The 21780-nt window shown below is 57.9% G+C and carries 18 protein-coding genes and 1 pseudogene; 2 read left to right on the forward strand and 17 right to left on the reverse strand.

Annotated features, from left to right (window positions below):
- Nucleotides 1–9: 9 nt before the first annotated feature.
- From ppdK to JO965_RS26420, 13 genes are all read right to left on the reverse strand, one after another.
- On the reverse strand, nt 10–2730 hold the full coding sequence (ppdK, locus tag JO965_RS26360) for a pyruvate, phosphate dikinase (protein WP_203445069.1): 2721 nt from the start codon (nt 2728–2730) through the stop codon (nt 10–12).
- Nucleotides 2723–4015, reverse strand: a complete 1293-nt coding sequence (gltA, locus tag JO965_RS26365; RefSeq protein WP_203445070.1) for a citrate synthase — start codon at nt 4013–4015, stop codon at nt 2723–2725. Before gltA ends, ppdK begins: the two co-directional genes overlap by 8 nt.
- 636 nt (nt 4016–4651) lie before the next feature.
- Entirely contained in the window at nt 4652–5083 is a 432-nt protein-coding gene (locus tag JO965_RS26370; protein ID WP_203445071.1) for a hypothetical protein, read from the reverse strand.
- Between the two features lie 136 nt (nt 5084–5219).
- Complete coding sequence (locus JO965_RS26375) at nt 5220–6707, reverse strand: NAD-dependent succinate-semialdehyde dehydrogenase (RefSeq protein WP_203445072.1); 1488 nt, start codon at nt 6705–6707, stop codon at nt 5220–5222.
- Nucleotides 6708–6826: 119 nt separating this feature from the next.
- A complete protein-coding gene (gabT, locus tag JO965_RS26380; RefSeq protein WP_203445073.1) occupies nt 6827–8104 on the reverse strand; it encodes a 4-aminobutyrate--2-oxoglutarate transaminase in 1278 nt (425 codons plus the stop codon).
- Between the two features lie 58 nt (nt 8105–8162).
- Nucleotides 8163–9089 carry a LysR substrate-binding domain-containing protein gene (locus JO965_RS26385; protein ID WP_371826924.1) on the reverse strand — a complete coding sequence of 309 codons (927 nt, stop codon included), beginning with the start codon at nt 9087–9089 and terminating at the stop codon, nt 8163–8165.
- Nucleotides 9090–9373: 284 nt separating this feature from the next.
- On the reverse strand, nt 9374–10648 hold the full coding sequence (locus JO965_RS26390) for an aspartate aminotransferase family protein (RefSeq protein WP_203445075.1): 1275 nt from the start codon (nt 10646–10648) through the stop codon (nt 9374–9376).
- A 76-nt stretch (nt 10649–10724) separates the two neighbouring features.
- Nucleotides 10725–12101 carry an amidase family protein gene (locus JO965_RS26395; RefSeq protein WP_203445076.1) on the reverse strand — a complete coding sequence of 459 codons (1377 nt, stop codon included), beginning with the start codon at nt 12099–12101 and terminating at the stop codon, nt 10725–10727.
- 152 nt (nt 12102–12253) lie between these two features.
- Complete coding sequence (gene speB / locus JO965_RS26400; protein WP_203445077.1) at nt 12254–13219, reverse strand: agmatinase; 966 nt, start codon at nt 13217–13219, stop codon at nt 12254–12256.
- Nucleotides 13220–13319: 100 nt separating this feature from the next.
- Complete coding sequence (locus tag JO965_RS26405) at nt 13320–14087, reverse strand: amino acid ABC transporter permease (RefSeq protein WP_203445078.1); 768 nt, start codon at nt 14085–14087, stop codon at nt 13320–13322.
- 2 nt (nt 14088–14089) lie between these two features.
- Nucleotides 14090–14776, reverse strand: coding sequence for an amino acid ABC transporter permease (locus JO965_RS26410; protein WP_203445079.1), 687 nt, complete (start codon nt 14774–14776; stop codon nt 14090–14092).
- Nucleotides 14777–14798: 22 nt separating this feature from the next.
- Nucleotides 14799–15578 carry a transporter substrate-binding domain-containing protein gene (locus JO965_RS26415; protein ID WP_203445080.1) on the reverse strand — a complete coding sequence of 260 codons (780 nt, stop codon included), beginning with the start codon at nt 15576–15578 and terminating at the stop codon, nt 14799–14801.
- Between the two features lie 64 nt (nt 15579–15642).
- Nucleotides 15643–16455 carry an amino acid ABC transporter ATP-binding protein gene (locus tag JO965_RS26420; RefSeq protein WP_305846605.1) on the reverse strand — a complete coding sequence of 271 codons (813 nt, stop codon included), beginning with the start codon at nt 16453–16455 and terminating at the stop codon, nt 15643–15645.
- 246 nt (nt 16456–16701) lie between these two features.
- Here JO965_RS26420 and JO965_RS26425 point away from each other — a divergent pair, with 246 nt between their 5' ends.
- Entirely contained in the window at nt 16702–17352 is a 651-nt protein-coding gene (locus JO965_RS26425; RefSeq protein ID WP_246777008.1) for a GntR family transcriptional regulator, read from the forward strand.
- Between the two features lie 242 nt (nt 17353–17594).
- Here JO965_RS26425 and JO965_RS48110 read toward each other — a convergent pair.
- The 4 genes and pseudogenes from JO965_RS48110 to JO965_RS26445 all read right to left on the reverse strand — a co-directional run.
- A pseudogene (locus JO965_RS48110) lies at nt 17595–17869 on the reverse strand (aldehyde dehydrogenase family protein); the annotation flags it as partial.
- Nucleotides 17870–18003: 134 nt separating this feature from the next.
- The gene (locus JO965_RS26435) at nt 18004–18174 is read right to left on the reverse strand and encodes a transporter substrate-binding domain-containing protein (RefSeq protein WP_203445082.1); all 171 of its coding nucleotides are present in this window, start codon (nt 18172–18174) and stop codon (nt 18004–18006) included.
- A gap of 382 nt (nt 18175–18556) precedes the next feature.
- Nucleotides 18557–18787 (reverse strand): transporter substrate-binding domain-containing protein, encoded by a 231-nt coding sequence (locus tag JO965_RS49460; protein ID WP_203445083.1) that lies wholly within the window; start codon nt 18785–18787, stop codon nt 18557–18559.
- 851 nt (nt 18788–19638) lie between these two features.
- Nucleotides 19639–20322 (reverse strand): GntR family transcriptional regulator, encoded by a 684-nt coding sequence (locus tag JO965_RS26445; protein ID WP_203445084.1) that lies wholly within the window; start codon nt 20320–20322, stop codon nt 19639–19641.
- A 92-nt stretch (nt 20323–20414) separates the two neighbouring features.
- On the opposite strand from JO965_RS26445, the gene JO965_RS26450 reads away from it, so the two are divergent.
- Nucleotides 20415–21659, forward strand: a complete 1245-nt coding sequence (locus JO965_RS26450; RefSeq protein ID WP_203445085.1) for an aminotransferase class V-fold PLP-dependent enzyme — start codon at nt 20415–20417, stop codon at nt 21657–21659.
- The last annotated feature ends 121 nt before the right edge of the window (nt 21660–21780 follow it).

Genomic DNA, 21780 nt, shown 5'->3' on the forward strand with positions numbered 1-21780 from the left:
TTCCACCGATCAGGCCTGACTCGCGGCCTTGTCGCCGAGCGCTGCCTGCGCGGCGGCCAAGCGGGCGATCGGCACGCGGTAGGGCGAGCAGGACACGTAGTCGAGTCCGACCGACTGACAGAAATGGATCGACGCCGGATCGCCGCCGTGCTCACCGCAGATTCCGAGCTTGATGTTGCTACGGGTTTTCTTGCCGCGCTCCACTGCCAGCTTCACCAACTCGCCGACCCCCTCCTGATCGATGGTCACGAACGGATCCGCCAGCAGCAGCCCTTTTTGCGTGTACGGGCCGAGGAAGGAGGCGGCGTCGTCGCGCGAGATGCCGAGCGTCGTCTGCGTCAGATCGTTGGTGCCAAACGAGAAGAACTCCGCCGATTCCGCGATCTCAGCCGCACGCAGGGCCGCACGCGGCAGCTCGATCATGGTGCCGACCTGATACTCGACGGCGACACCGCTTTCCTTGGCCACGGCTTCCGCCATGGCGACGATGCGCTCCTTCACAAGGTCGAGTTCCGCCTTCGTCATCACCAGCGGCACCATGACCTCCGGCACGACCGGCCGGCCCGTCGTCTTGCCGGCTTCCACCGCCGCCTCGAAGATCGCGCGCGCCTGCATCTCGGCGATCTCAGGGTAAGCGACGGCCAGACGGCAGCCGCGGAAGCCGAGCATCGGGTTGAACTCGTGCAGCTCGCGGGCGCGGTGCTTGAGCTTGTCGACGGAGGCGTTCATGGCCCTTGCCACCTCCTCCATCTCCTCTTCCGAATGCGGCAGGAACTCGTGCAGCGGCGGATCGAGCAGGCGGATCGTGACGGGCAGACCGCTCATGATCGAAAACAGCTCGACGAAGTCCTGGCGTTGCATCGGCAGCAGCTTGGCAAGCGCCGCCCGGCGGCCAGCCTCGTCGTCGGAGAGGATCATCTCGCGCACAGCAACGATGCGGTCGCCCTCGAAGAACATGTGCTCCGTGCGGCAGAGCCCGATGCCCTCCGCGCCGAAGTTGCGCGCGGTCTTGGCATCGAGCGGCGTTTCCGCATTGGCGCGCACCTTCATGTGGGGCACCTTGTCGGCCCAGCCCATGAGCGTGGCGAACTCGCCAGAGAGTTCCGGCTCCAGCATTTTCACCTGCCCCAGCAGCACCTGGCCGTTGGAACCGTCAATGGTCAGCACATCACCCTTCTTCAGCGTCTGCCCCGCCACCGTCAGCGTCTGCTTGGCATAATCGACGCGGATCGATCCGGCGCCCGAGACGCAGGGTTTGCCCATGCCGCGGGCCACCACGGCGGCGTGCGAGGTCATGCCACCGCGGGTGGTCAGAATGCCTTCCGCCGCGTGCATGCCGTGGATGTCCTCAGGCGAAGTCTCGACGCGCACCAGAATGACCTTGTGACCGGCCTTCTTGGCCGCTTCCGCATCGTCCGAGTTGAACACGATCTCGCCGGACGCAGCACCCGGCGAGGCCGGCAGGCCGCTGGCGAGGATCTTGCGCTCGGCCTTGGGATCGATGGTGGGATGCAGCAATTGGTCGAGGGCCGCCGGCTCGACGCGGGTGATCGCCTCCTCCTGCGTGATCAGGCCCTCGGAGGCGAGTTCCACGGCGATGCGCAAGGCGGCTTTCGCCGTGCGCTTGCCGTTGCGGGTCTGGAGCATCCAGAGCTTGCCCGTTTCGACCGTGAATTCCATGTCCTGCATGTCACGGTAGTGCTTTTCGAGAATGCCGTAGATGCGCACCAGCTCGCCATAGGCGTCCGGCATCGCGCCTTCCATCGAAGGCTTGTCGGAACCGGACGCAATGCGGGCCTTCTCGGTGATGTCCTGCGGCGTGCGGATGCCCGCCACCACGTCCTCGCCCTGCGCGTTGATCAGGAACTCGCCGTAGAGCTCCTTCTCGCCTGTCGAGGGATTGCGGGTGAAGGCGACGCCGGTGGCCGAGGTCTCGCCCATGTTGCCGAACACCATGGCCTGCACGTTCACCGCCGTGCCCCAGCTCGCCGGAATGCTGTGCAGCTCACGGTACTTGATGGCGCGGTTGTTCATCCAGGAGCCGAACACGGCGCCGATGGCGCCCCAGAGCTGCTCGTGCGGCTCCTGCGGGAAGGGCTTGCCGAGCTCCTTCTCGACCAGCGCCTTATAGCGCGGGAGAATGGCTTTCCAGTCCGCGGCGGTCATGTCGGTGTCGAGCGAGTAGCCCTTGCGGTCCTTGTACTCGTCGAGGATCTCTTCGAAGTGGTGATGCTCGATGTCGAGCACCACGTTGGAATACATGGTGATGAAGCGGCGGTAGGAGTCATAGGCGAAGCGCTCGTCGCCCGCGCCCCTGGCCAGCGCCTCGACGGTGACGTCGTTGAGGCCGAGATTGAGCACCGTGTCCATCATGCCGGGCATGGAGACCCGGGCGCCAGAGCGGACGGAGACGAGGAGCGGATTGGCGGCATCGCCGAAGGTGCGGCCGGTGAGCTTGCCGACATAGGTGAGCGCCTGCTCGACCTGGGCCTTCAGCTCCGGCGGATAGGAGCGGCCGTGGTCGTAGTAATAGGTGCAGACTTCCGTCGTGATGGTGAAGCCCGGAGGCACCGGCAGGCCTAAGTTGGACATCTCGGCCAGATTGGCCCCCTTGCCACCGAGCAGGTTCTTCACCCCCGCCTGGCCCTCAGCCTTGCCGTCCCCGAAGGTATAGACCCACTGGGTTGTTGTGCGGCTATCCTGCCAAGAAAAGAGATTTTGATTATCCACGAAGGGTCTCCAGAATGTACGGGCGCTGAGATGATCCGGTGTAGAGCTGGCGCGGGCGGCCGATGCGCTGGGACGGGTCTTCGATCATCTCGCTCCACTGGGCGATCCAGCCGACCGTGCGGGCCAGTGCGAACAGCACCGTGAACATCGAGGTCGGGAAGCCCATCGCCTTCAGCGTGATGCCGGAATAGAAGTCGATGTTCGGGTAGAGCTTCTTCTCGACGAAGTACTCGTCCTTGAGCGCGATCTGCTCGAGCTCCACGGCCACATCGAGGAGCGGATCGTCCTTGATGCCGAGTTCGTTCAGCACCTCATGGGTGGTCTTCTGCATGATGCGGGCGCGCGGGTCGTAGTTCTTGTAGACCCGGTGGCCGAAGCCCATGAGACGGAACGGGTCGTTCTTGTCCTTCGCCTTGGCGATGTATTCCGGAATGCGATCCGGCGTGCCGATTTCCTCCAGCATCTTCAGCGCCGCTTCGTTGGCGCCGCCGTGAGCCGGTCCCCACAGGCAGGCGATGCCGGCCGCAATGCAGGCAAACGGGTTGGCACCCGAGGAGCCAGCCAGACGCACGGTCGAGGTCGAGGCGTTCTGCTCGTGATCGGCGTGCAGAATGAAGATCCGGTCGAGAGCGCGCGAGAGCACCGGGTTGACCTTGTACTCTTCCGCCGGCACCGCGAAGCACATGCGCAGGAAGTTGGACGAATAGTCCAGATCGTTCTGCGGATACACGAAGGGCTGGCCGATGGAGTACTTGTAGGCCATCGCAGCGAGCGTCGGCATCTTGGCGATCATGCGCATGGACGCGATCATGCGCTGGTGCGGATCCGAGATGTCGGTGGAGTCGTGGTAGAAGGCCGAAAGGGCGCCGACGCAGGCGACCATGATCGCCATCGGGTGCGCATCGCGGCGGAAGCCGGTGAAGAACCGGTTCATCTGGTCGTGCACCATGGTGTGGCGCGTGACGCGGTAGTCGAAATCGGCCTTCTGGGCCGCGGTCGGCAGCTCTCCGTAGAGCAGCAGATAGCAGGTCTCGAGGAAGTCACCGTGCTCGGCGAGCTGGTCGATCGGATAACCGCGATAGAGCAGGATGCCCTTGTCGCCATCGATATAGGTGATCTTCGACTCGGTCGCCGCCGTCGAGGTGAAGCCGGGATCGTAAGTGAACATCCCGGTCTGGCCGTAGAGTTTCGAGATGTCGATGACGCTCGGGCCAATGGTGCCTTCTTTGACCGGCAGTTCCACGGACTTGTTGTCGACTGTGAGTGTGCTGGCAGTGTCAAGCATGGATCAGTCCTGTATGGATCGAGGGTCAACCGTGGCGACAAGGAGACTGGAATAGGCTCGTTGAACTCAAGGGTAACCACAGCCGTCATCGAATGGGCACTTCACCAGTCCGGCTGCGCGGTGCCGTGTAGGTGAGATAACCGTCTGCGTGCTCTGGGCCGAGATTTGTCATTGAGTCAGGGTCGAAGCTCGTGCGGATATCGCTGACACTGCCGCATACTGAGACATGTCGATGGCAGGATCATCCTAGCGGACGGTCTCAATGCCATAGGCGGCGGCCATCACGAACTGGAGGTCTTGAGGGCGCCAATGCTGCAGTCCCGCGAGATGATCCGGTCCGGAAGGAGTTTGGTCAGGAAGCCCAAGGTACCGACCCCCTGCCAGGAGCAGCCTGCGCCTGGGGTTGTATTGCGCGACGCGTGACACTCCTCTGAATCCGAAAAAGGGGCTCGCTGCGGCGATGCCGAGCGAGCCTAAGTTTGGGAGGACCGTCCCAGAGGACATCTCCCTGCCAGAGGGAGACAAGATGGCCGGAACGGAGGCCACCTCCTCCGCTGCCGGCGTGGCCGACAGGGAGACCGGCGCAAGCCCCTGGCCTGCGATTCACAAGATTGAAGACAATTCCGCCAGACATGCTCAAGCGCGCATCCCTCGGTCGCCGTGAGGTCTGAGGCGAGTCGCCGCAGCTACGGCATCAGCCTTTAGTGCTGTCTCATCTATCCTTTTGGCTTCGCAGATGAGCTCGGCAGCAGCGGCCAGTTCAGCTTCGTTGAACTCGAAGCACCCGCAGCTATCGATGATTGTGTGGGCGGTATGGGAGTATACCTCCAGCCAAAATGAAGGGATATGACGCCGCGTGTCTTCCATCTGCGTCAGCTCTGTCAGACGCACCTCCACTGATCCGAAGTTCGCCACCGTTGCTGTTCTCGCGCCGTTGACCTGGTCCGGCATAGCGGCCAGCTGCACGTAAGCGAGGAGGATGTTTTGTTCGAGCTGATCTGGCTCAAGGAGCAGGGCATTGGAGAGGCTGGGAGAGAACATTGGATAGAACGATTTGCGCCGCGCCATTGGAGTCTCCTTCAAGCCGCGTTGGAGCGGCCGCCGTTCAGAGCGATCTTGAACTCGGCCTAAGTCTTGGCCACGATCTCTTCGACCGCCACTCCATCAACCAGATTGATCAGGGCATGCCTTTTGTGACTGGTGCCTATATTCCACTAAGGCAGATGTACTTGATTTCGAGGAAGCCCTCGATGCCATACTTGGAGCCTTCCCGACCGAGACCGGATTGCTTGACCCCGCCAAACGGTGCCATCTCAGTGGTCATAAGACCTGTGTTCACCCCAACCATGCCGCTCTCGAGCGCCTCCGCCACGCGCCAGACGCGCGCCATGTCCCGGGCATAGAAATACGCCGCCAGCCCGAACTCCGAGTCGTTCGCCATCGCGATCACCTCCGCCTCGTCCGTGAACGATATGATCGGCGCCAGCGGCGCAAACGTCTCCTCCTTGGTCACCGTCATCGCTTGCGTCACCCCGGTCATCACCGTCGGCTCGAAGAACGTGCTGCCGAGGTCCGAGCGCTTGCCGCCCACCACCAGCGTGCCGCCCTTGGCCAACACGTCGGCGACATGCTCCTCCATCTTGGCCACGGCGCGCTCGTCGATCAGCGGCCCCATGCTCACCCCGGCCTCGGTGCCGCGGCCGAGCTTGAGCGCCTTGGCCTTGGCGGCAAGCTTGGCGGCGAAGGCCTCGGCCACGCCTGCCTGCACGTAGATGCGGTTGGCGCAGACGCAGGTCTGGCCGGCATTGCGGAACTTCGACGCCATCGCGCCCTCGACCGCCGCGTCGAGATCGGCATCGTCGAACACGATGAACGGCGCGTTGCCGCCGAGCTCGAGCGACAGCCGCTTGATGCCGTCGGCCGCCTCCTTCATCAGCCAGCGCCCGACCCCGGTCGAGCCGGTGAACGTGATCTTGGCCACCTTCGGGTTGTGGCAGAACTCCTCGCCGATCGGCTTGGCCTCGCCGGTGATCACCGAGAACGCGCCCTTCGGCACCCCGGCCCGCTCGGCCAGCACGGCGAGCGCCAGGGCCGAGAGCGGGGTTTGCGCGGCGGGCTTCAGCACCATGGTGCAGCCGGCGGCGAGCGCCGGGCCGACCTTGCGGGTGATCATGCCATTGGGGAAGTTCCACGGCGTGATCGCGGCGCAGACCCCGACCGGCTGCTTCAAGACCACGATGCGCTGGGACGGTGTGGCGCCGGGAATGACGTCGCCGTCGATGCGCTTGGCCTCTTCGGCAAACCACTCGATATAGGCCGCATTCGAGATCACCTCGGCCTTGGCCTCAGGGAGCGGCTTGCCCTGCTCGGTGGTGAGGATCAGCGCCAGATCGTCGGCATGGGCGAGGATCAGATCGTACCACTTGCGCAGGATCTGGCTGCGCTCCTTGGCCGTGCGCTTCGCCCAGTCCTTCTGCACCGCATGGGCCTTGTCGATGGCGCGCCGCGCCGCCTCGGGACCAAGGTCGGGCACGCTCAGGATCAGCGCGCCGTCGAAGGGATCGGTGACGGGAATGGTCCGGCCGTCCGGGGCATCGATCCACTCCCCTGCCACATAGGCTTGCCCTACCAGAAGCGACGGATCCTTTAGCCCGATAGTGCGGCGATCGGTTGGTTTATGGTGGGCTGTCATCGGAAGGCTCCACGAATAGTACGAAATAGGTGTAACGACGTGCCGACGGCTCTGCTGAACCGATGCTCAGGGTTAGCTGCGCGACGAAGCTCGGAAGTAGCCGCCCCTATACCAGCGCTTTAGGCTGCGAGAGCCTGCTCCAAAATTGCAAGCCCCTCATCGACAATCGTGTCCTCTGCGGTCAGCGGCACCAGAATCCGGATAGTGTTCGCATTGGTACCGCACGACAGAAGGATCAACCCGCTCTCGTAAGCGCGCTGCACCACGCGCTTTGTAGCTGCGGCATCAGGCTCGCTACTGACGCTGTCCTTCACGATGTCGAACGCCACCATCGCACCAGGGCCGCGAACATCGGCAATCGGTAGCAGATCATTCCTTCCCTGAAGCCGCTCCAGCCAATTACGCAGGCGCTGGCCGATCAACTCGGCACGCTCGAGCAACCGCTCCTCTTCGAATACGTCAAGAACAGCCAAAGCGGCGGCGCAGGCGAGCGGGTTGCCCGCATAGGTGCCGCCCAGACCGCCTGGGTCGGCCGCATCCATGATCGGAGCCTTACCAATGACGCCAGAGAGAGGGAAACCGCCTGCCAGGCTCTTAGCCACACAGATCAGGTCGGGAGATACATCGTAGTGTTCCATCGCGAACATCTTGCCGGTCCGGCCAAAGCCCGTCTGCACCTCATCGGCAATGAGAACAATGCCATTCTCGTCACAAACGCGTCGTAAGGCACGCATGAGCGCGGGGGGGACCTGGTGGAAGCCGCCCTCCCCCTGCACGGGTTCAACAATGATCGCAGCAATCCGCGACGGATCGGCATCGGCCTTAAAGATGAAGTTCAAGTACTTCAGCGCATCTTCAATAGAAACGCCATTCTGGACAGTCGGGAACGGCACATGCCAGACCTCTGGCATCGCCGGCCCTAGTCCCTTCTTGTAAGGCACGACCTTGCCTGTCAGAGCCGAGGCCATGATCGTGCGGCCATGGAAGCCGCCGGTGAAGGCGATTACACCCGAGCGACCTGTTGCGGCGCGAGCGATCTTCACGGCGTTCTCGGTCGCCTCAGCGCCAGTGGTGAAAAAAACCGACTTGAGCGGACCCGAGATCGGAGCCAGGGCATTGAGCCGTTCGGCTAAGGCAATGTAAGGCTCGTACATGACCACCTGAAAACAGGTATGAGTAAAGCGCTCCATCTGCTGCTGGACTGCAGCGATGATCTTGGGGTGACAATGACCGGTGTTCACTACGGCAATGCCGCCAGCGAAGTCGACATAGCGCTTGCCCTCGACATCCCACAGCTCCGAATTGCGCGCGCGCGTGGCTGAGAGGGGTGTTGAGTGCCCGACACCGCGAACAACAGCGGCATTGCGGCGAGTTAGAAGATCGGCGTTCGTTGTCATGGGGCTATCTCAAGTGTTGATGACACCGAAACTAAATCAATGCCGCCCCACCAAACCATCAGCTATTTGTCAGCATTGATGCATTTGAGGCATCAGTCCCGCCATCCTCGCGTAATATGCTTTTGAGCCAGGTGTGCAACACCTTCATCGCTGGGTCTCGCCAATGCCCCTGAGGCGCAATCAGGTAATATCCACCTAGCCGGACATCAGACGCTATGACCTCCACAAGACGGCCCGCTCGTAGATCGTCCTCCACTAAGAGTCTATTCGCAAGCGCTACACCCTGGCCGAGGCGGGCCGCCTCAATGGCCAGATGCGCATGCCACAAGCGTGGCCCGCGGAGGGGAGGTATTTCCCCAAGGCCCATTTGCCGGAGATAACGCTCCCATTGCTGGGTAGACTCTTCATGCAGCAGTGGGAGGCTAAGCAGGTCGCACGGGCCGGTGATGGCAGGGTATCGAACTCGAAGTGAAGGACTGGCGACTGCAAGGACTTGAGGCCGCGCGAGCAGCTCAGCCCTCACACTCGATTTTTCTTCAAGCTCGTCTATATAAACAATCTCAGCGTCTGCTTCCGCACGCGTGAAGTCTGGCCGCGAAAGCGTCGGTTGTAAGATAATCTCAGAGGTCTTGAGGTGTCTCTGCAATTCAGGCAGGCGGGGCAAGAGGCACCGGTTCGCAATGCCCGGGATACACCAAATGTGCAGACTTTCACGTTGGATGGGTCTGGCGTCGTGAACAGCTTGGCGTAAAAGATCGAACGCCCGGGTGAGTTGGGCATGAAACGCTTCACCGGACTTTGTAAGAGCTAATCCACGCCCGTGAGGTTCGACCAGATCGATGCCAATATCGCTCTGCAGGTTTTGCAGATGCCGCGATATCACGGTCGGGCTGACGGCTAACTCCTCTCCGGCAGCCCGCACACTGCGGGTTCGTCCCACGACTTCGAAGGCTCGCAGCGCACTCAGGGAAGGCAGACGTGTCATAATCACTGGCCCAACACTGTACGATGCTCCCGCCTTCCGTGATGGCCCGATCTCATTCGCACGGAGCAGGCAAGACTGTGGCGCTTCTGAGCATCATTGATTAACCGGCCAAAGTGTGTCGATGCGCACTAATCGTCTCACTAGCGCTGACGGCGGACACTAGAGTCGTGCGACCCATCAACGGCTAATGAAACGCCGTCGGCTCGACCCTTATCCAGTTCATACCCGGCGACCGCCCAGTTTACTTCCAGGCCGCAGGATATGCCCGGGATGCTCTGAATGGATCATCCACCATAATAATCTTCGGTGAATGTCTTGGGAGAGTTCCCAGTTTTTACATCATCGATCGCATTCCTCAGATCAGTGATGAAGGCCTCAACATGCTCACCGTGAGTGTAGTTGAGCAAGATATTGATACCTACAACGGGTTTTGCCAATGAGGCGAATCGCCAGCCTCGATCCATCAGGCCCTGACGCACCGCTCGCATGTCGATACCTTTTGCCGCCCCGATTCCAACGATTCCAGCGTGCGGCTCGCCAAGAAGGCAGACCTCATCCATTTGTGCTACCGCTCCAATGATAGCGCGGCGTGCTTCGATGATCTTTTGAGTTCGCTGCCGGTAGCCCGCCCGACCCATATAATTCATGACAGCCCATGCGGAAGCAACCGCTCCGCCTGGTCGGGATCCTGAGATTGTCGGTGTACCAAATTGGCCTGTGGGCCAATCCTCAACCACGAAGCGATGGTATTGCTCATGCTGCTTGTCCGACAGAAGAACAAGCGACGCGCCACGACTTGTGTAGCCGTATTTGTGAAGATCGACGGACATGGACCGTACGCCTTTCACAGAAAAGTCGAACGCCGGAATATCCTCAATCTCTCTAGCGAAAGGCAGGAAAAAGCCTCCAACACACGCATCAACATGGAGCCAAAGGTTATAAGCCTGAGCAAGCTCCGCAAGCTGCGTGATGGGATCGATGCACCCGACCGGATAGGCCGGCGCCGATCCGACAATCATGATCGTATTCTCCGTGATATGCTTGCGCATCGTCTCAACGTCAACCTGAAAGGACGAGGTTGGTGGCAGTCGTACCACCTTCAAACCCATCAGGTCGGCTGCCTTGTTGAAGGCGGGATGACATGTATACCCGACGACGATTTCGGGTACCGACTTGGTGGGCCGCTCCGACCGCGCCCAACCTCGAGCGGCCTTCACTGCCAAAATGATACTTTCTGTGCCGCCTGAGGTGATTGTCCCTCCCGCACCGCTCGGCGCTCTAAGCAATTCAAGCGCCATTGCGACGACGCCGGCCGACATTTGCGCAAGGCTAGGATAAAGCAGCTTTTGATAGAGCAGATTGTCGCCATGGAATGCCGCATAAGTCTCTCGGGCGATCCTAAAGACATCGTCACCGGCATAATACGCCGCCTTCATATTATGCGGATCATTCCAGACAAAATCGTTCTTTCGCAACTCGCCAAGGCGGTGGACGAGCTCCGATTCGGCCAAGCCATTTTCCGCGAAACGCAAATTGTCAGCAGCCTCAACTACCATCATCACCCTCCCTCGCATGCAATTACTGTAACTATGTAACTATCTTCGATCGAGCCAAACGGAGATAAACCGTCCGTGCTTATCCAAGCCCTCGCGCTCTGAACGTATTCTCAACGGCATGTGCGATAGCGAGGACCCGCCGGTCTTCACCGTTCTTCGCCATCATTAAGAAGCCGACTGGAAGCTCTCCCATGGGCTGGCACGGAACGGTTGCCGCGCAGCAATCGAAGAAGTTCGCCGGTTCATTATTCCGGCCAATCATCTGCTCGACCCGTGCCGCTTGCTCTGGATCCGAAAGCGTTGAAATTAGAGGTGCAACTACGGGAACCGTCGGCATTACCACTGCATGAAACCGGGATATGATATCGTGCGCGTCGAGCACTACTTTACGTCGGAATGCCAAGGCCTCAGTACGGTCCTGCGGCGAAATCGAGCGACCCGATAGTATGACCTCCAACGGTCTTGGCTCGATCAACTGACCGTTTTCCTCCGCGAAACGCCCGTGATTGGCGTACATTTCGCTGCGCGTGAATATCGTATAGACTTTCCGCCAATCCCGACGCTGAAGCTCGGCCCATGTGAATTCTGTAACCGTTGCTCCAGCCTCTCTTAAGACCCGAAGAGCATTCTCGAAGGCCGACGCGACCGAAGGATCCAGGTCGTCGAGCACGAGATCCTGAAGAACACCCAACGAAACCCCTTGAAGCGGATATTCGGGGAGTGGCCGCCATGTTTCGGCAGCGAGAACCGCATCCATGATCGCGCAACATTCGACAGAACGAGCAATCGGACCGAGTGTGTCAAGTGTCGTTGAAAGCGGTAGGACGCCTCTCGTAGAAACCCGTCCTTCTGAAGGTTTGAAGCCAACTAGGCCGCACAGAGCAGCTGGACCTCTGATTGACCCGCCAGTGTCTGAGCCAAGTGCAGCCACCATAGAGCCATCGGCAACCGCAGCTGCGGCGCCCGAGGACGATCCTCCAACGAGGCGAGACGGGTCACGCGGATTGGTCGGCGTGCCAAAAACCTCGTTGAACCCAGTGTTTGCGCACGCAAACTCTGACATATTCGATTTTCCGACGATGATCGCTCCGGCTGCTCGCAGGTGCGCCACGCAGTCTGCATCTCGTTGAGCAGGCAGCGCATTGCTAAGTGATCCTGAGCCGGCCTGCGTGATGTCGCCTCGAACGTCACAATTGTCCTTTACGACGATCGGCATGCCAGCAAGCAAGGACGGCGCAAGCACACCCTGGTCCTGCAACCGGTCTTCGTAGCGGGCAGCAGCAAGTGCCTCTTCGCGCCACACTCTTGTAAGCGCGTGGCTACCGGCACTTCTTAAGGCTTCGGCGCGATTAAGTGCCCGCTCGACCAGGTCTGCTGATTTCAGAGTATCCGAGCTACGTGCCTGTGCGAGCGCAGCTATCGTGTCGGATGGCCGGAGGGGCGTCTGAATCGTCATCGAGTTCTTCCGTCAAATAAAAAGTTCACCCAGCCCAGGCAATCGATTTGGACCGCATTGCTGAACCCGGACCTTGGCGGGGCGCAGCCCGCCCCTCATCCATTTCGGATATGCCGGCAGGCGATTTCTCCTCCTGCCGGCCTTCCTAGCTGTTAAGAGCGATTCCGAGATGCCACTGCGAGAAGGCACAGCAATTCGAAACCAAGATAAGCGGCATTGCGGGCTGTCATGTCCCCAACGTCGAGGGGCGGGCAAACCTCGACGACGTCGGCGCCGATGACGTCAATCCCTTGTAGCCCCCGAAGGATGACCAGAGCATCACGCATCGAGAACCCAGCCGGTTCGGGAACGCCCGTGCCGGGACAATGCGAATGGTCTAAGCCGTCAATGTCGAACGTGATATAGGTAGGCAGGTCGCCGACAACGGCCCGAGCTTCCGCAATGACAGCGTCGCGTCCCTTTGCTTCGAAGTCATCCATCGTGACCATGGTGATGCCGACCTCCCGGGCCCACTCGTTGTCGTCGGATGAATACGCCGTACCCCTTAGCCCGATCTGGATCACCCGTTTGGGGTCGATTAGGCCTTCCTCGACGGCCCGGCGGAATGGCGTTCCATGGCTGATTTTCATGCCTCGCGTCTCGTCGCTCGTATCGCTGTGAGCGTCGAACTGAATCATCCCGACTGCCCCATCGCGAGCTAACCCGCGCAGCACAGGGAGAGAAAGCGTGTGATCCCCACCCAACACGAGCGGCCTCACGCTACAATCACGGATCTGGTTAAACCAATCCGTGATGATCTCAAGACTCGCGTCAGTGCTCAAGGGGTGAACTGGTGTATCACCCAGGTCCGCAATTCGCGCGATTTCGAAGGGGGCGACTTTCGTATGGAAATTGACCGGTTTGATTGGCCGCGATTGCTCTCTGATGCTCGCCGGCCCATGCCGGCTACCGACACGGTATACCGTTCCAAGATCGAACGGAACGCCAACAATACCGACATTAATATCGCCTGCGTGCTCCAGCGGGAGGGCTTTCGATCGCATGAAAGTCGCAACATCTGCGAACCGCGGTGTGCGGTTGGCGTCGGCCGGAGCAAAGTCACTAATTGGTCTTTCCATTGCTGATTTTCCTTTTCAAGGTGTAAGGTGCAAGGCTGGCCGTGTGGGTGCCGACAATGGTGTGATCGCCGGAGACTTGAGGCAGAGCCCAATATTTTGCTCAGAGTTCAGTGAGTTTCGGGTTTTCCGGTACCGGTGAAATTTGAAGGTTGCTGACACTCTTGGGGTCGCTAGCGCCCGACTTCGACACGCCATGCATGTATGACCGCAAGAACCTGGCGCCCCATTCAACGATCTGAACGAGCACCACATAGAATATCCCGGCGGCAATCAGAGGTGTTAGGTTGTCGGAATAGACAGTGCCAATGCGCTGCGCTTCGCTAAACAGGTCGCGAACGGTGATGATACTGGCCACTGCCGATGCTTTGATCGTGAAGATGACCTCGTTCGCGATACCGGACAGGCAGTTGCGTAAACCCAATGGCAGTACGATGCGTTGAAGAACCTTTCGTCCAGACAGACCAAGGGCGTGTCCCGCCTCGATCTCACCCGGTTTGATCGCTCGGATGCCTCCCCTTACAACCTCGGCTAAGTAAGCCGCGTTGTTAAGGCTGAACGCTAGCACACAGGTCGCAAATGGCGAGCTGAACACATAAGTCCAAAGAGGTCCACTGCGTAGCAACGAAATCTGCGGAACGCCGAAGTATAGGAAGTACAGCAGGATCAGCAGCGGTACGCCTCGGAAGAAGAACACGTATGTCCGTGCAAACCAGCGCGCTGCGCTTCCGCCAAAGTGGTTCATCAGCGCGATAACAATGCCCCCGATCAGGCCGAACACAGTCGAGAGGATCGTGATAGCGATTGTAATCTGAACACCGCGAAGCATTCCGAGCCAGAGGTCAGGCGAAAGAAAAACATCGGTCGTCATGACTACGCAAGACCTCGTCCAAAATGGGTGCGTCGCTCGATGTAATGCTGCACAGCAGTCGCAATCGCGGTTACGATTAAGAAGCAGATTGCAGCCACGGCAAAGGCACCGAACGGCTCTCTTGTCGCCCCCGCTACGACTTTTGCGCGGCGTGTAACTTCCTCGAGTCCAATAACGGAAGCGAGAGCGGATACTTTCAAGATGACGAGGAAAATGTTGCCTAACGCAGGGGTTGCGTTGATGAACATCAGCGGAAGAACGATGCGCGTTCTAACCCTCGCTTCCGAAAGGCCAATGGCCTCACCTGCCTCAATCAGGCCAATAGGTATCGCCGTCCTGGCATCTCGAAAAATCTCTGCGCAATATGCCCCGAACTGGACCGCTAGAGCGATGGTCACCGCGACAAAAGGGGAAATTTCTAGCGGTGTGATGCCAATGCGCGCCGACAGTGCGCGCATTGCGATATCTAGTCCGTAGTAGACAACAAAAACGAAGAGCAGCTCCGGCAAAGCACGGAATACCGTGACGTAACCATTCGCCACCAAAGTCGGCAACTTGGTTGACCCAGAGACCAACGTCGAGAGAGCAGCACCGATGAGCATCGCTCCAAGAAAACCCACGAGTGTCGCGCCAACCGTTACCGTGAGCCCCTCAACGATGTAACCAAGGAATGGAATAGTAGCGAGCATACCTGTGTTCCCAAGAGTCCTTTTACTTGGCAGGCATCTCGGCACCGAACCACTTTTTGGTCAGCTGTGCATGAGTGCCGTCGGCGATGATGGCTGCCAGGCCCTTGTCGAAGGTAGAGGACAACGTTTTATCGTCCTTACGGATCGCCAACCCCTTTCCGCGGCCGGAGTATGTGGGGTCGGAAATTGGCTCTCCTACAATTTTGTATGCGCCTGGCTTCGCATTGATGTATGCCACCTGCAGCGAGACAAGTTCGCCGAGAACCGCATCGAGACGTCCTGAATCGAGATCCAGCACTGCTGCGTCCCAACTATCATACGTCGATACGTTCACCCCTGGGATCTTTTTGGCGTTGAGATACTTCTCAATCGCTGACGCTGCGACAGTTCCAACCGTTTTACCTGACAGTCCTTCATTTGTCCCATCGAGCGTAGAGGATGCAGTGACGATATATGCGAATGGGCTATTGAGATAAGGCCCTGGCATCGCGTATTTCTTCTGCCGCTCTTCGGTGATGTTCAGCCCTGCTGCGACAACATTGAGCTTGCCTGAGTCGAGCGCTGCAAAGATACCGTCCCATGGGATGTTCCGAAGTTCGCATTTCAGCTTCTCTACAGCGCAAATTGCGTTGACTAAGTCGACATCAAAGCCTTGAAGCTTGCCGCCTGCCCCGACAGAGGCGAACGGTGGATTCGATGCATCTAGACCAACAACAACATTTTCTTGAGCACTTGCTGGTCCATACAGAATCGCGGTCAGACCCACAGCGGCAAGTAGGACCTTGTAAGATGAGTTTTTCATGTCTTGTTCCCTCTTTTATTGTGACAGGTTTCGCCGGCTAGCGTCGGCAGCACGCCATCGGGCATCAAGCCCGAATTTCATTCCGCTCAAAGCGAGCAAGGAAGCTTCGGAGGCTATCTGAACGCGCGTCGCCTGAGAGGACCTCTTCAGGAGACCCGATCTTTTCAATCTGCCCCTGGTTCATAAAGATGACTTTATCCGCGACATCACGCGCGAAAGCGATTTCGTGCGTCACGACCAGCATAGTTCGTCCCTCTTGTGCAAGCGACTTCATGACAGCGAGAACTTCACCGACGAGTTCCGGATCAAGTGCGGAAGTCGGTTCATCAAAAAGCAGGACTTCCGGTTCGGTCGCCAGCATCCGCGCGATTGCAACGCGTTGTTGCTGCCCGCCAGATAACGCAGCAGGATAAACGTGCGCTCGGTGAGATAGCCCTACTCTCGCCAACAATTCCAGGGCGCGGGCCTCAGCTTCCTTCTTGCTACGACCCAGCACATGGATCGGCCCTTCCATAACATTCTCTAGTGCGCTTCGGTGCGGCCATAGGTTGAAGGACTGAAAGACCATCCCCATCCGGCGGCGTAGGCCCATAAGTCTTGTCCGAGAGCGAGTATTGGGACTAGCGAAATCAGCTGCCTCGAAGACGTCATTGCCGAGGGATACTTTTCCTGAGGTAGGCTTTTCTAGAAAGTTTAGGCACCGGAGAAGCGTACTCTTTCCGGATCCCGACGCGCCGATGATGCTGATAACCTCACCTGGCGCGGCAGCGAACGACACACCCTTCAAGACTTCCAATGTGCCGAAGGACTTGCGGATTTCTGTAACTGCAAGCGCAGGTTGGGAAGAATGAGACACAGCTTTCATCGAAAAATCCATTGATCCCCCATCCATTTTTTGAGATGCTATCCGTATACAGGGGCTGTGTACAGCTGTTTTTTCGGATTTTGAGCTTTTTGCGTAATTGTGGAAAGAAGCAGCAATGGCCCGCACGCTGGATATGACGGGATCTGAAGGAGCGGATTGTTGAAGCAGGATGGGAACCACGAGAATCTGGGGGGCTCAGAGAACCGGAGGGCCGGTGCCCCTGAAATTGCAAACACGTTGCTGCTTAGGATATGCAGTTTGCGCTACTTGCCCTCACAAAGGTTGAGTGAATCCGCACTGGCTGAGGAGTTCGGTGTAAGCCGCACCCCGATCCGCCAAGTGCTTCAACAACTTGCACTTTTCGGTCTCGTCGAGAGCCGCAACGGCGTCGGCACAGTGGTTACCGAGGTCAACTATGAGCGCGCTATGGACCTGCTGGCAATTCGGAGGCACATGGCGCTGCTCATGAGCGAGACGGTCGACCCCTCACGCTTCCCACGGGCGAATCGGCGGATGTCTGAACTTGAAAAGGTTGCGGTCGCTCGCAGTCACGAGCGAGACGTTCAGCAATACGCCACAATCGGGCTTAGGATTCACAAAATCATACTCGACACGATGTCATCGGCTGAATACCGGCGACTTTGGGAGGAATGCTATTACCGCACCTGCCGGCTTACTTACAGCATCGTCGAACATGATTGGGTGTCTACAAATCAGCTTCAACTGGAAGAAATTCGTGAATTGGTTGCCGTATTCGATGGCGGGGAGCCTAAGCAGTTGGCAAGCTTCTGCCATCGAAAGCTTGGCGAATGGATGGCTTTCATCCAGCGGATGCATGCTGCTCAAAACACAAGCAGGATCGATGAAAGCTTCAAGGAGCTTCTCCACGAGTTCAGTGCCCAAAATTGACCACCGCGTTGCGCGGGTGCTCGCGACGTCGTGATACGCGTCGTTTGTAGTTTCGTAGCCGAATGACCGGAGGTGCCGAAAGCGGCGCTGATCTCGTTGCTCCGCGTGGCGGCCGTGCAGTCGCATCGTCCATAGATAAGCTCTGATGCGCTTGTAACTGTCGAATAAAGCTGCCAGCCATTGCTTTCGAACGACTGAGCTGGTGCCGCGAAAAGCAGCATCAGCTGCACTGGGCACGGTGATCTCGTGGTTCGAGTAACGAACTTTGCGTAAACCTTAACACCGGATAGCCAGCGCGATGTAACTGCCTCGTTTCGGGATAGAATCGGAACGCATCAGGACTGTGCTGTCTCAGATCGCTGAAACCGGACGCCTTCTTCCCACCGAAGGTGTAGTATGCGACCAAATCTGGGATTGACGCATTCACACCGATCATGCCGACCTTCACCCTCAATGCGAAGTCTCTCACCGCACCGGCGTCCCGAGTAAAGATCGAAACGCCGTTGCCGAATTCGTGCACGTGGGAAGCCTTATTGCATACCGCCCGCGAAGATCGCGAGCGGTGCACCAGCGGGCGCCGTAACTCCTTCGACAGCACATGCCAAGTAAGTAGGAGTAGCCTTTCGGGAAACGGATTCCTCATGTGCCCCTTTACTTTGCGGGCATCTCGGTCCCAAACCACTTCTTGGTAAGTTCAGCGTGCGTGCCATTTGCGATGAGCACCGCTAGACCATCAACAAGGGCCTTTGCTAGAGTATTGTCGTCGAGCCGCACGGCGAATGCTTTGCCCTGACCGGCGTAGATCGGGTCGTTGATGGGCACTCCAACGATCTTGTATGCCTTGGTTTGGCTTGAATGTATGCTGGTTGAATTTGCGCCACTTCTCCAAAAGCACCATCGACGCGGCCGGAACTAAGTCTAAGACCGCGGCATCCATGCTGTCGTAGGTCGCCACTTTGATTTTGGATCCCATGGTGCCATTGAGGAAACGCTCAAAACTTGAAGCCGCGACAGTTCCTACGATTTTATCGGTGAGGGCATCACCCGCGCCATCGATGGGTGAAGACGCAAGAGTCATATATGCGAACGGGCTCTTCATATATAGCCCTGGCATCGCATACTTCTACTTTCGCTCATCCGTAATGTTGAGACCAGCTGCGACAACATCGATCTTGCGGGCGTCGAGAGCTGCAAAGATACCATCCTATGGGATATTCCGGAGCTCGCACTGCAGCTTTTCGGCAGCACAGACCCCTTTGACGAGTTCAACCTCAAATCCTTTGAGCACTCCATCAGCACCAACTGATGCGAATGGCGGGTAGGAACCATCAAACCCCACGACAAACTTCTGCTGAGGCTGAGCGTGCGCGGGCTGTACCAATGCTGTGACCAGAGCAGCCGTAGCGAAAAGGAGTGAGCAGTTCAAAGCTTTCATAATTTTTTCCCTCTGTTTGTTGGTTTCTGCGCCTGTTTGCGTCGGCGCACCACGCTCCCATGGCGTAGATTGCCAGGATTGATCGCCCCGAAGTGAATCTGACGCCGGCTCCTTCAAGGCTAGTCAGGAGGTCAAGACCCATTTCGACAGGTTGACACGCAAGTCCTGCTCCATTTTGAAGACTTTCTTAGGACCCTGCTCCCACGAAGGACTCGATCTGGGCGTTTTTCGCCAAAGACATCTTGCTCCAGTCGCTGGATTGAAATTCATATCAAAACCAATCCGACTCATCGGATTAGTGTGATTTTATAGCAGAGTGTCCCGGCTGGTTCCACATATAGAATTCTGTCCACCTTAGGGCTCTGAACGTCCACCGTTGGCATTTACCACAATTTTGTACTGGGAAATTTGAGGCCACAAATTAGCCTACTCAAGCAGCTTGTTACCTCAAGTTGGCGAACGGAGCCGGCTCACTCCGGTTTGTCTCGACATTCACGCACCGTCGGCGGCTCCATTGGGGTTCAGGAAGTGTATATTCCGGGCCCTCTGGAGGCGGCACCGCTTTGCATTGGTCGTAAACACAAGACGGCGGAGGAGCGATCCTCGGGAGCATGACTCTCCAGGGAAGCGACGCAATTTGGTTCTAATCTCTTTCGATTGGATCGCGTGATGGTCCGCCCGGTAGCAGTTCAGCGCTTTAGAAGCTTGCGGGGCCCCGAACCTCTATCTGTTCTGCCTTTGAGTGACGGACTATTGCGCGGCAGACGGATCCTCACTCAGTGTTGCAATATGCGCAGGTGCGACGACGGCAGGCTTGGTGGCTCGTCCGCTGTCAACAATCATTTGGAACACTACAGCGGACCTGATCTTTGAAGGCGGTCAACCATATAGCCTAATGCGTTGCGCAGGTCTGTCTCCACTGCCTCGGCAACTGCCATCGCATCACGCATCCGAAGTGCTTTACAAATGATGGTGCGAAGCTGCGGGCCACTAGAGTAAGGCAGATAATCAGGTATGAGATAATTGAGGTAAGGGCCAGATTGAAGCCATAAGCCCTCAATCACTCGCAAGGCTGTTGGTCGAGCAGCAGCTCTATAAATGCTGAAGTGAAATTCGACGAGATCAGCCTTGTGCTTAGCCAGGTCAGATGGGCTCTTGGTGTCTAATCTACGTGCAATTTCTGCAACTCTGTCAATTTCATCGAGAGTTATCTTCGAGGTCGCATAGGCGGCTTGCCGTCCTTCCAGCAGTATCCGAAGTCCCCTCACCTCTGAATAGGTTTCCCAGTTCGCCGGTGGGACGCTGATCGATCGCTGATGGCTATGTGTTAATGCTCCAGCTGCAACGAGTTGCAGTAGAGCCTCTCTTACGGGCGTAACACTCGTGTCTAAGGCCTCGGCCAAAGACCGCAGCTTAATTTTCTCCCCCGGCCCGTACTCCCCACAAATCAACCTCCAGCGGACCGCCTCAAAGACCCTCCAACGGCTGCGATTGTCGTCCATCTCCACGCTTTGACCTGAGTGAAATTCATCCATGGAAGGTCCTCTCGCATTTATTACATCTTGGACTTGACGTCGCCAATTTGAGGCCTCAAAGTGAGGCCTCAAACGATTGTAAGGATCCCATCATGGAATTGTCAAAAGGGCGCCCCTGGGAAGAAATTCGTGCACAGATGGAAGGATTCAAGCGCGAAGACTTCGCTTGGCGCGAAGGCAAGCTCCCTTCCTACATCTATTACTATGACGAACATCTGCTCTCGGTGCAGCGCGAGGCCTACGGCATGTACCTCGTAGAAAATGGTCTCGGCAAAAATCGTGCCTTCCCCAGCTTGAAGCGGATGGAGAGCGAGGTGGTCTCCATGGGGTTAAGCTTACTCGGTGGGAACGAGAACAGCGCTGGGATATTTGCCTCCGGAGGGACCGAAAGCATTATGCTTGCCGTGAAGGCCGCTCGAGAGCGCGCAAAATCGGTCGGCAAGGCCCAAAAACCATATCGCATCCTACTCTCTGAGACTGCGCATCCAGCCTTCAACCGGGCTGCGCAACTCATGGAAATAGAAGTGACGCGTCTGCCCATGCGTCCAAACGACTTCCGCTTCGATCTTGATGCACTGCGAGCAGCCATCGATGAGCATACCATCATGATCGTAGGTTCTGCGCCTAGCTATCCAGGCGGCACCTTCGATCCCATCGTAGAGATGGGCAAGATCGCACTTGAGAACGAGCTGTGGCTTCATGTTGATGCTTGCGTTGGCGGTTTCCTGGCGCCATTCGCCCGAAAGAACGGGCGCCCGATCCCCGATTTCGACCTGCGTGTCCCTGGCGTCGTGAGCCTTTCCGCTGACGTTCACAAGTATGGTTTCGCAGCAAAAGGCGCATCATTGCTTCTATTCGCTTCGGAGGACGATAAGCCTTATGCAGGCTTCACTTTCAGCTGGGCGCGTGGAACTTACACCAGTGAGAGTATGCAGGGAACGCGGGCAGGTGGCTCTATTGCATGCGCTTGGGCGATCATGAATCATCTTGGCGACGATGGCTACCGTCACTTGGCTAAGGTCACCACAGATACCATCGATCGATTCACTGATGGCATTGATCGTATCGCCGGATTAAAGGTAATCCGCCCTTATGAGCTTTGCATTTTCTCTTATGAGAGCACAGATCCAGCCGTCGAGATAAACGCTGTTGGCGACGCAATGGAAGAATACGGATGGTTCATCGGACGATCCCAGCGACCCGTCCCATCAATTCAAATGGCGGTTAATCCGGTGCATGAAAAGGTCGTTGACCAATATCTCAAAGAACTAGCAGCCAGTGTGGAAAAGGTCCGCAGGCTCGGATTGAGAGGAAAGTTCAATGATCGCACATACTGATGTGTTACGGGTCAAGTGTTCCTCGGGATTTCATCCTTGTTCCCAAGGGGCGTTCTGACGAGCCCTCGAGTCGGTTCGTACATGAAGAGATCGATCACGCGCCTTGAGTGAGCAAAAAATG

It is taken from the genome of Microvirga sp. VF16 (assembly GCF_016864375.1).
Classification (GTDB): Bacteria; Pseudomonadota; Alphaproteobacteria; order Rhizobiales; family Beijerinckiaceae; genus Microvirga.

What these genes read in the sequence shown, in the direction of transcription:
- gltA (WP_203445070.1), bottom strand. Translation starts at nt 4,015, where the DNA reads ATGCTTGACACTGCCAGCACACTCACAGTCGACAACAAGTCCGTGGAA.
- JO965_RS26370 (WP_203445071.1), bottom strand. Translation starts at nt 5,083, where the DNA reads ATGGCGCGGCGCAAATCGTTCTATCCAATGTTCTCTCCCAGCCTCTCC.
- JO965_RS26375 (WP_203445072.1), bottom strand. Translation starts at nt 6,707, where the DNA reads ATGACAGCCCACCATAAACCAACCGATCGCCGCACTATCGGGCTAAAG.
- gabT (WP_203445073.1), bottom strand. Translation starts at nt 8,104, where the DNA reads ATGACAACGAACGCCGATCTTCTAACTCGCCGCAATGCCGCTGTTGTT.
- JO965_RS26385 (WP_371826924.1), bottom strand. Translation starts at nt 9,089, where the DNA reads ATGACACGTCTGCCTTCCCTGAGTGCGCTGCGAGCCTTCGAAGTCGTG.
- JO965_RS26390 (WP_203445075.1), bottom strand. Translation starts at nt 10,648, where the DNA reads ATGATGGTAGTTGAGGCTGCTGACAATTTGCGTTTCGCGGAAAATGGC.
- JO965_RS26395 (WP_203445076.1), bottom strand. Translation starts at nt 12,101, where the DNA reads ATGACGATTCAGACGCCCCTCCGGCCATCCGACACGATAGCTGCGCTC.
- speB (WP_203445077.1), bottom strand. Translation starts at nt 13,219, where the DNA reads ATGGAAAGACCAATTAGTGACTTTGCTCCGGCCGACGCCAACCGCACA.
- JO965_RS26405 (WP_203445078.1), bottom strand. Translation starts at nt 14,087, where the DNA reads ATGACGACCGATGTTTTTCTTTCGCCTGACCTCTGGCTCGGAATGCTT.
- JO965_RS26410 (WP_203445079.1), bottom strand. Translation starts at nt 14,776, where the DNA reads ATGCTCGCTACTATTCCATTCCTTGGTTACATCGTTGAGGGGCTCACG.
- JO965_RS26415 (WP_203445080.1), bottom strand. Translation starts at nt 15,578, where the DNA reads ATGAAAAACTCATCTTACAAGGTCCTACTTGCCGCTGTGGGTCTGACC.
- JO965_RS26420 (WP_305846605.1), bottom strand. Translation starts at nt 16,455, where the DNA reads ATGGATTTTTCGATGAAAGCTGTGTCTCATTCTTCCCAACCTGCGCTT.
- JO965_RS49460 (WP_203445083.1), bottom strand. Translation starts at nt 18,787, where the DNA reads ATGAAAGCTTTGAACTGCTCACTCCTTTTCGCTACGGCTGCTCTGGTC.
- JO965_RS26445 (WP_203445084.1), bottom strand. Translation starts at nt 20,322, where the DNA reads ATGGATGAATTTCACTCAGGTCAAAGCGTGGAGATGGACGACAATCGC.
- JO965_RS26450 (WP_203445085.1), top strand. Translation starts at nt 20,415, where the DNA reads ATGGAATTGTCAAAAGGGCGCCCCTGGGAAGAAATTCGTGCACAGATG.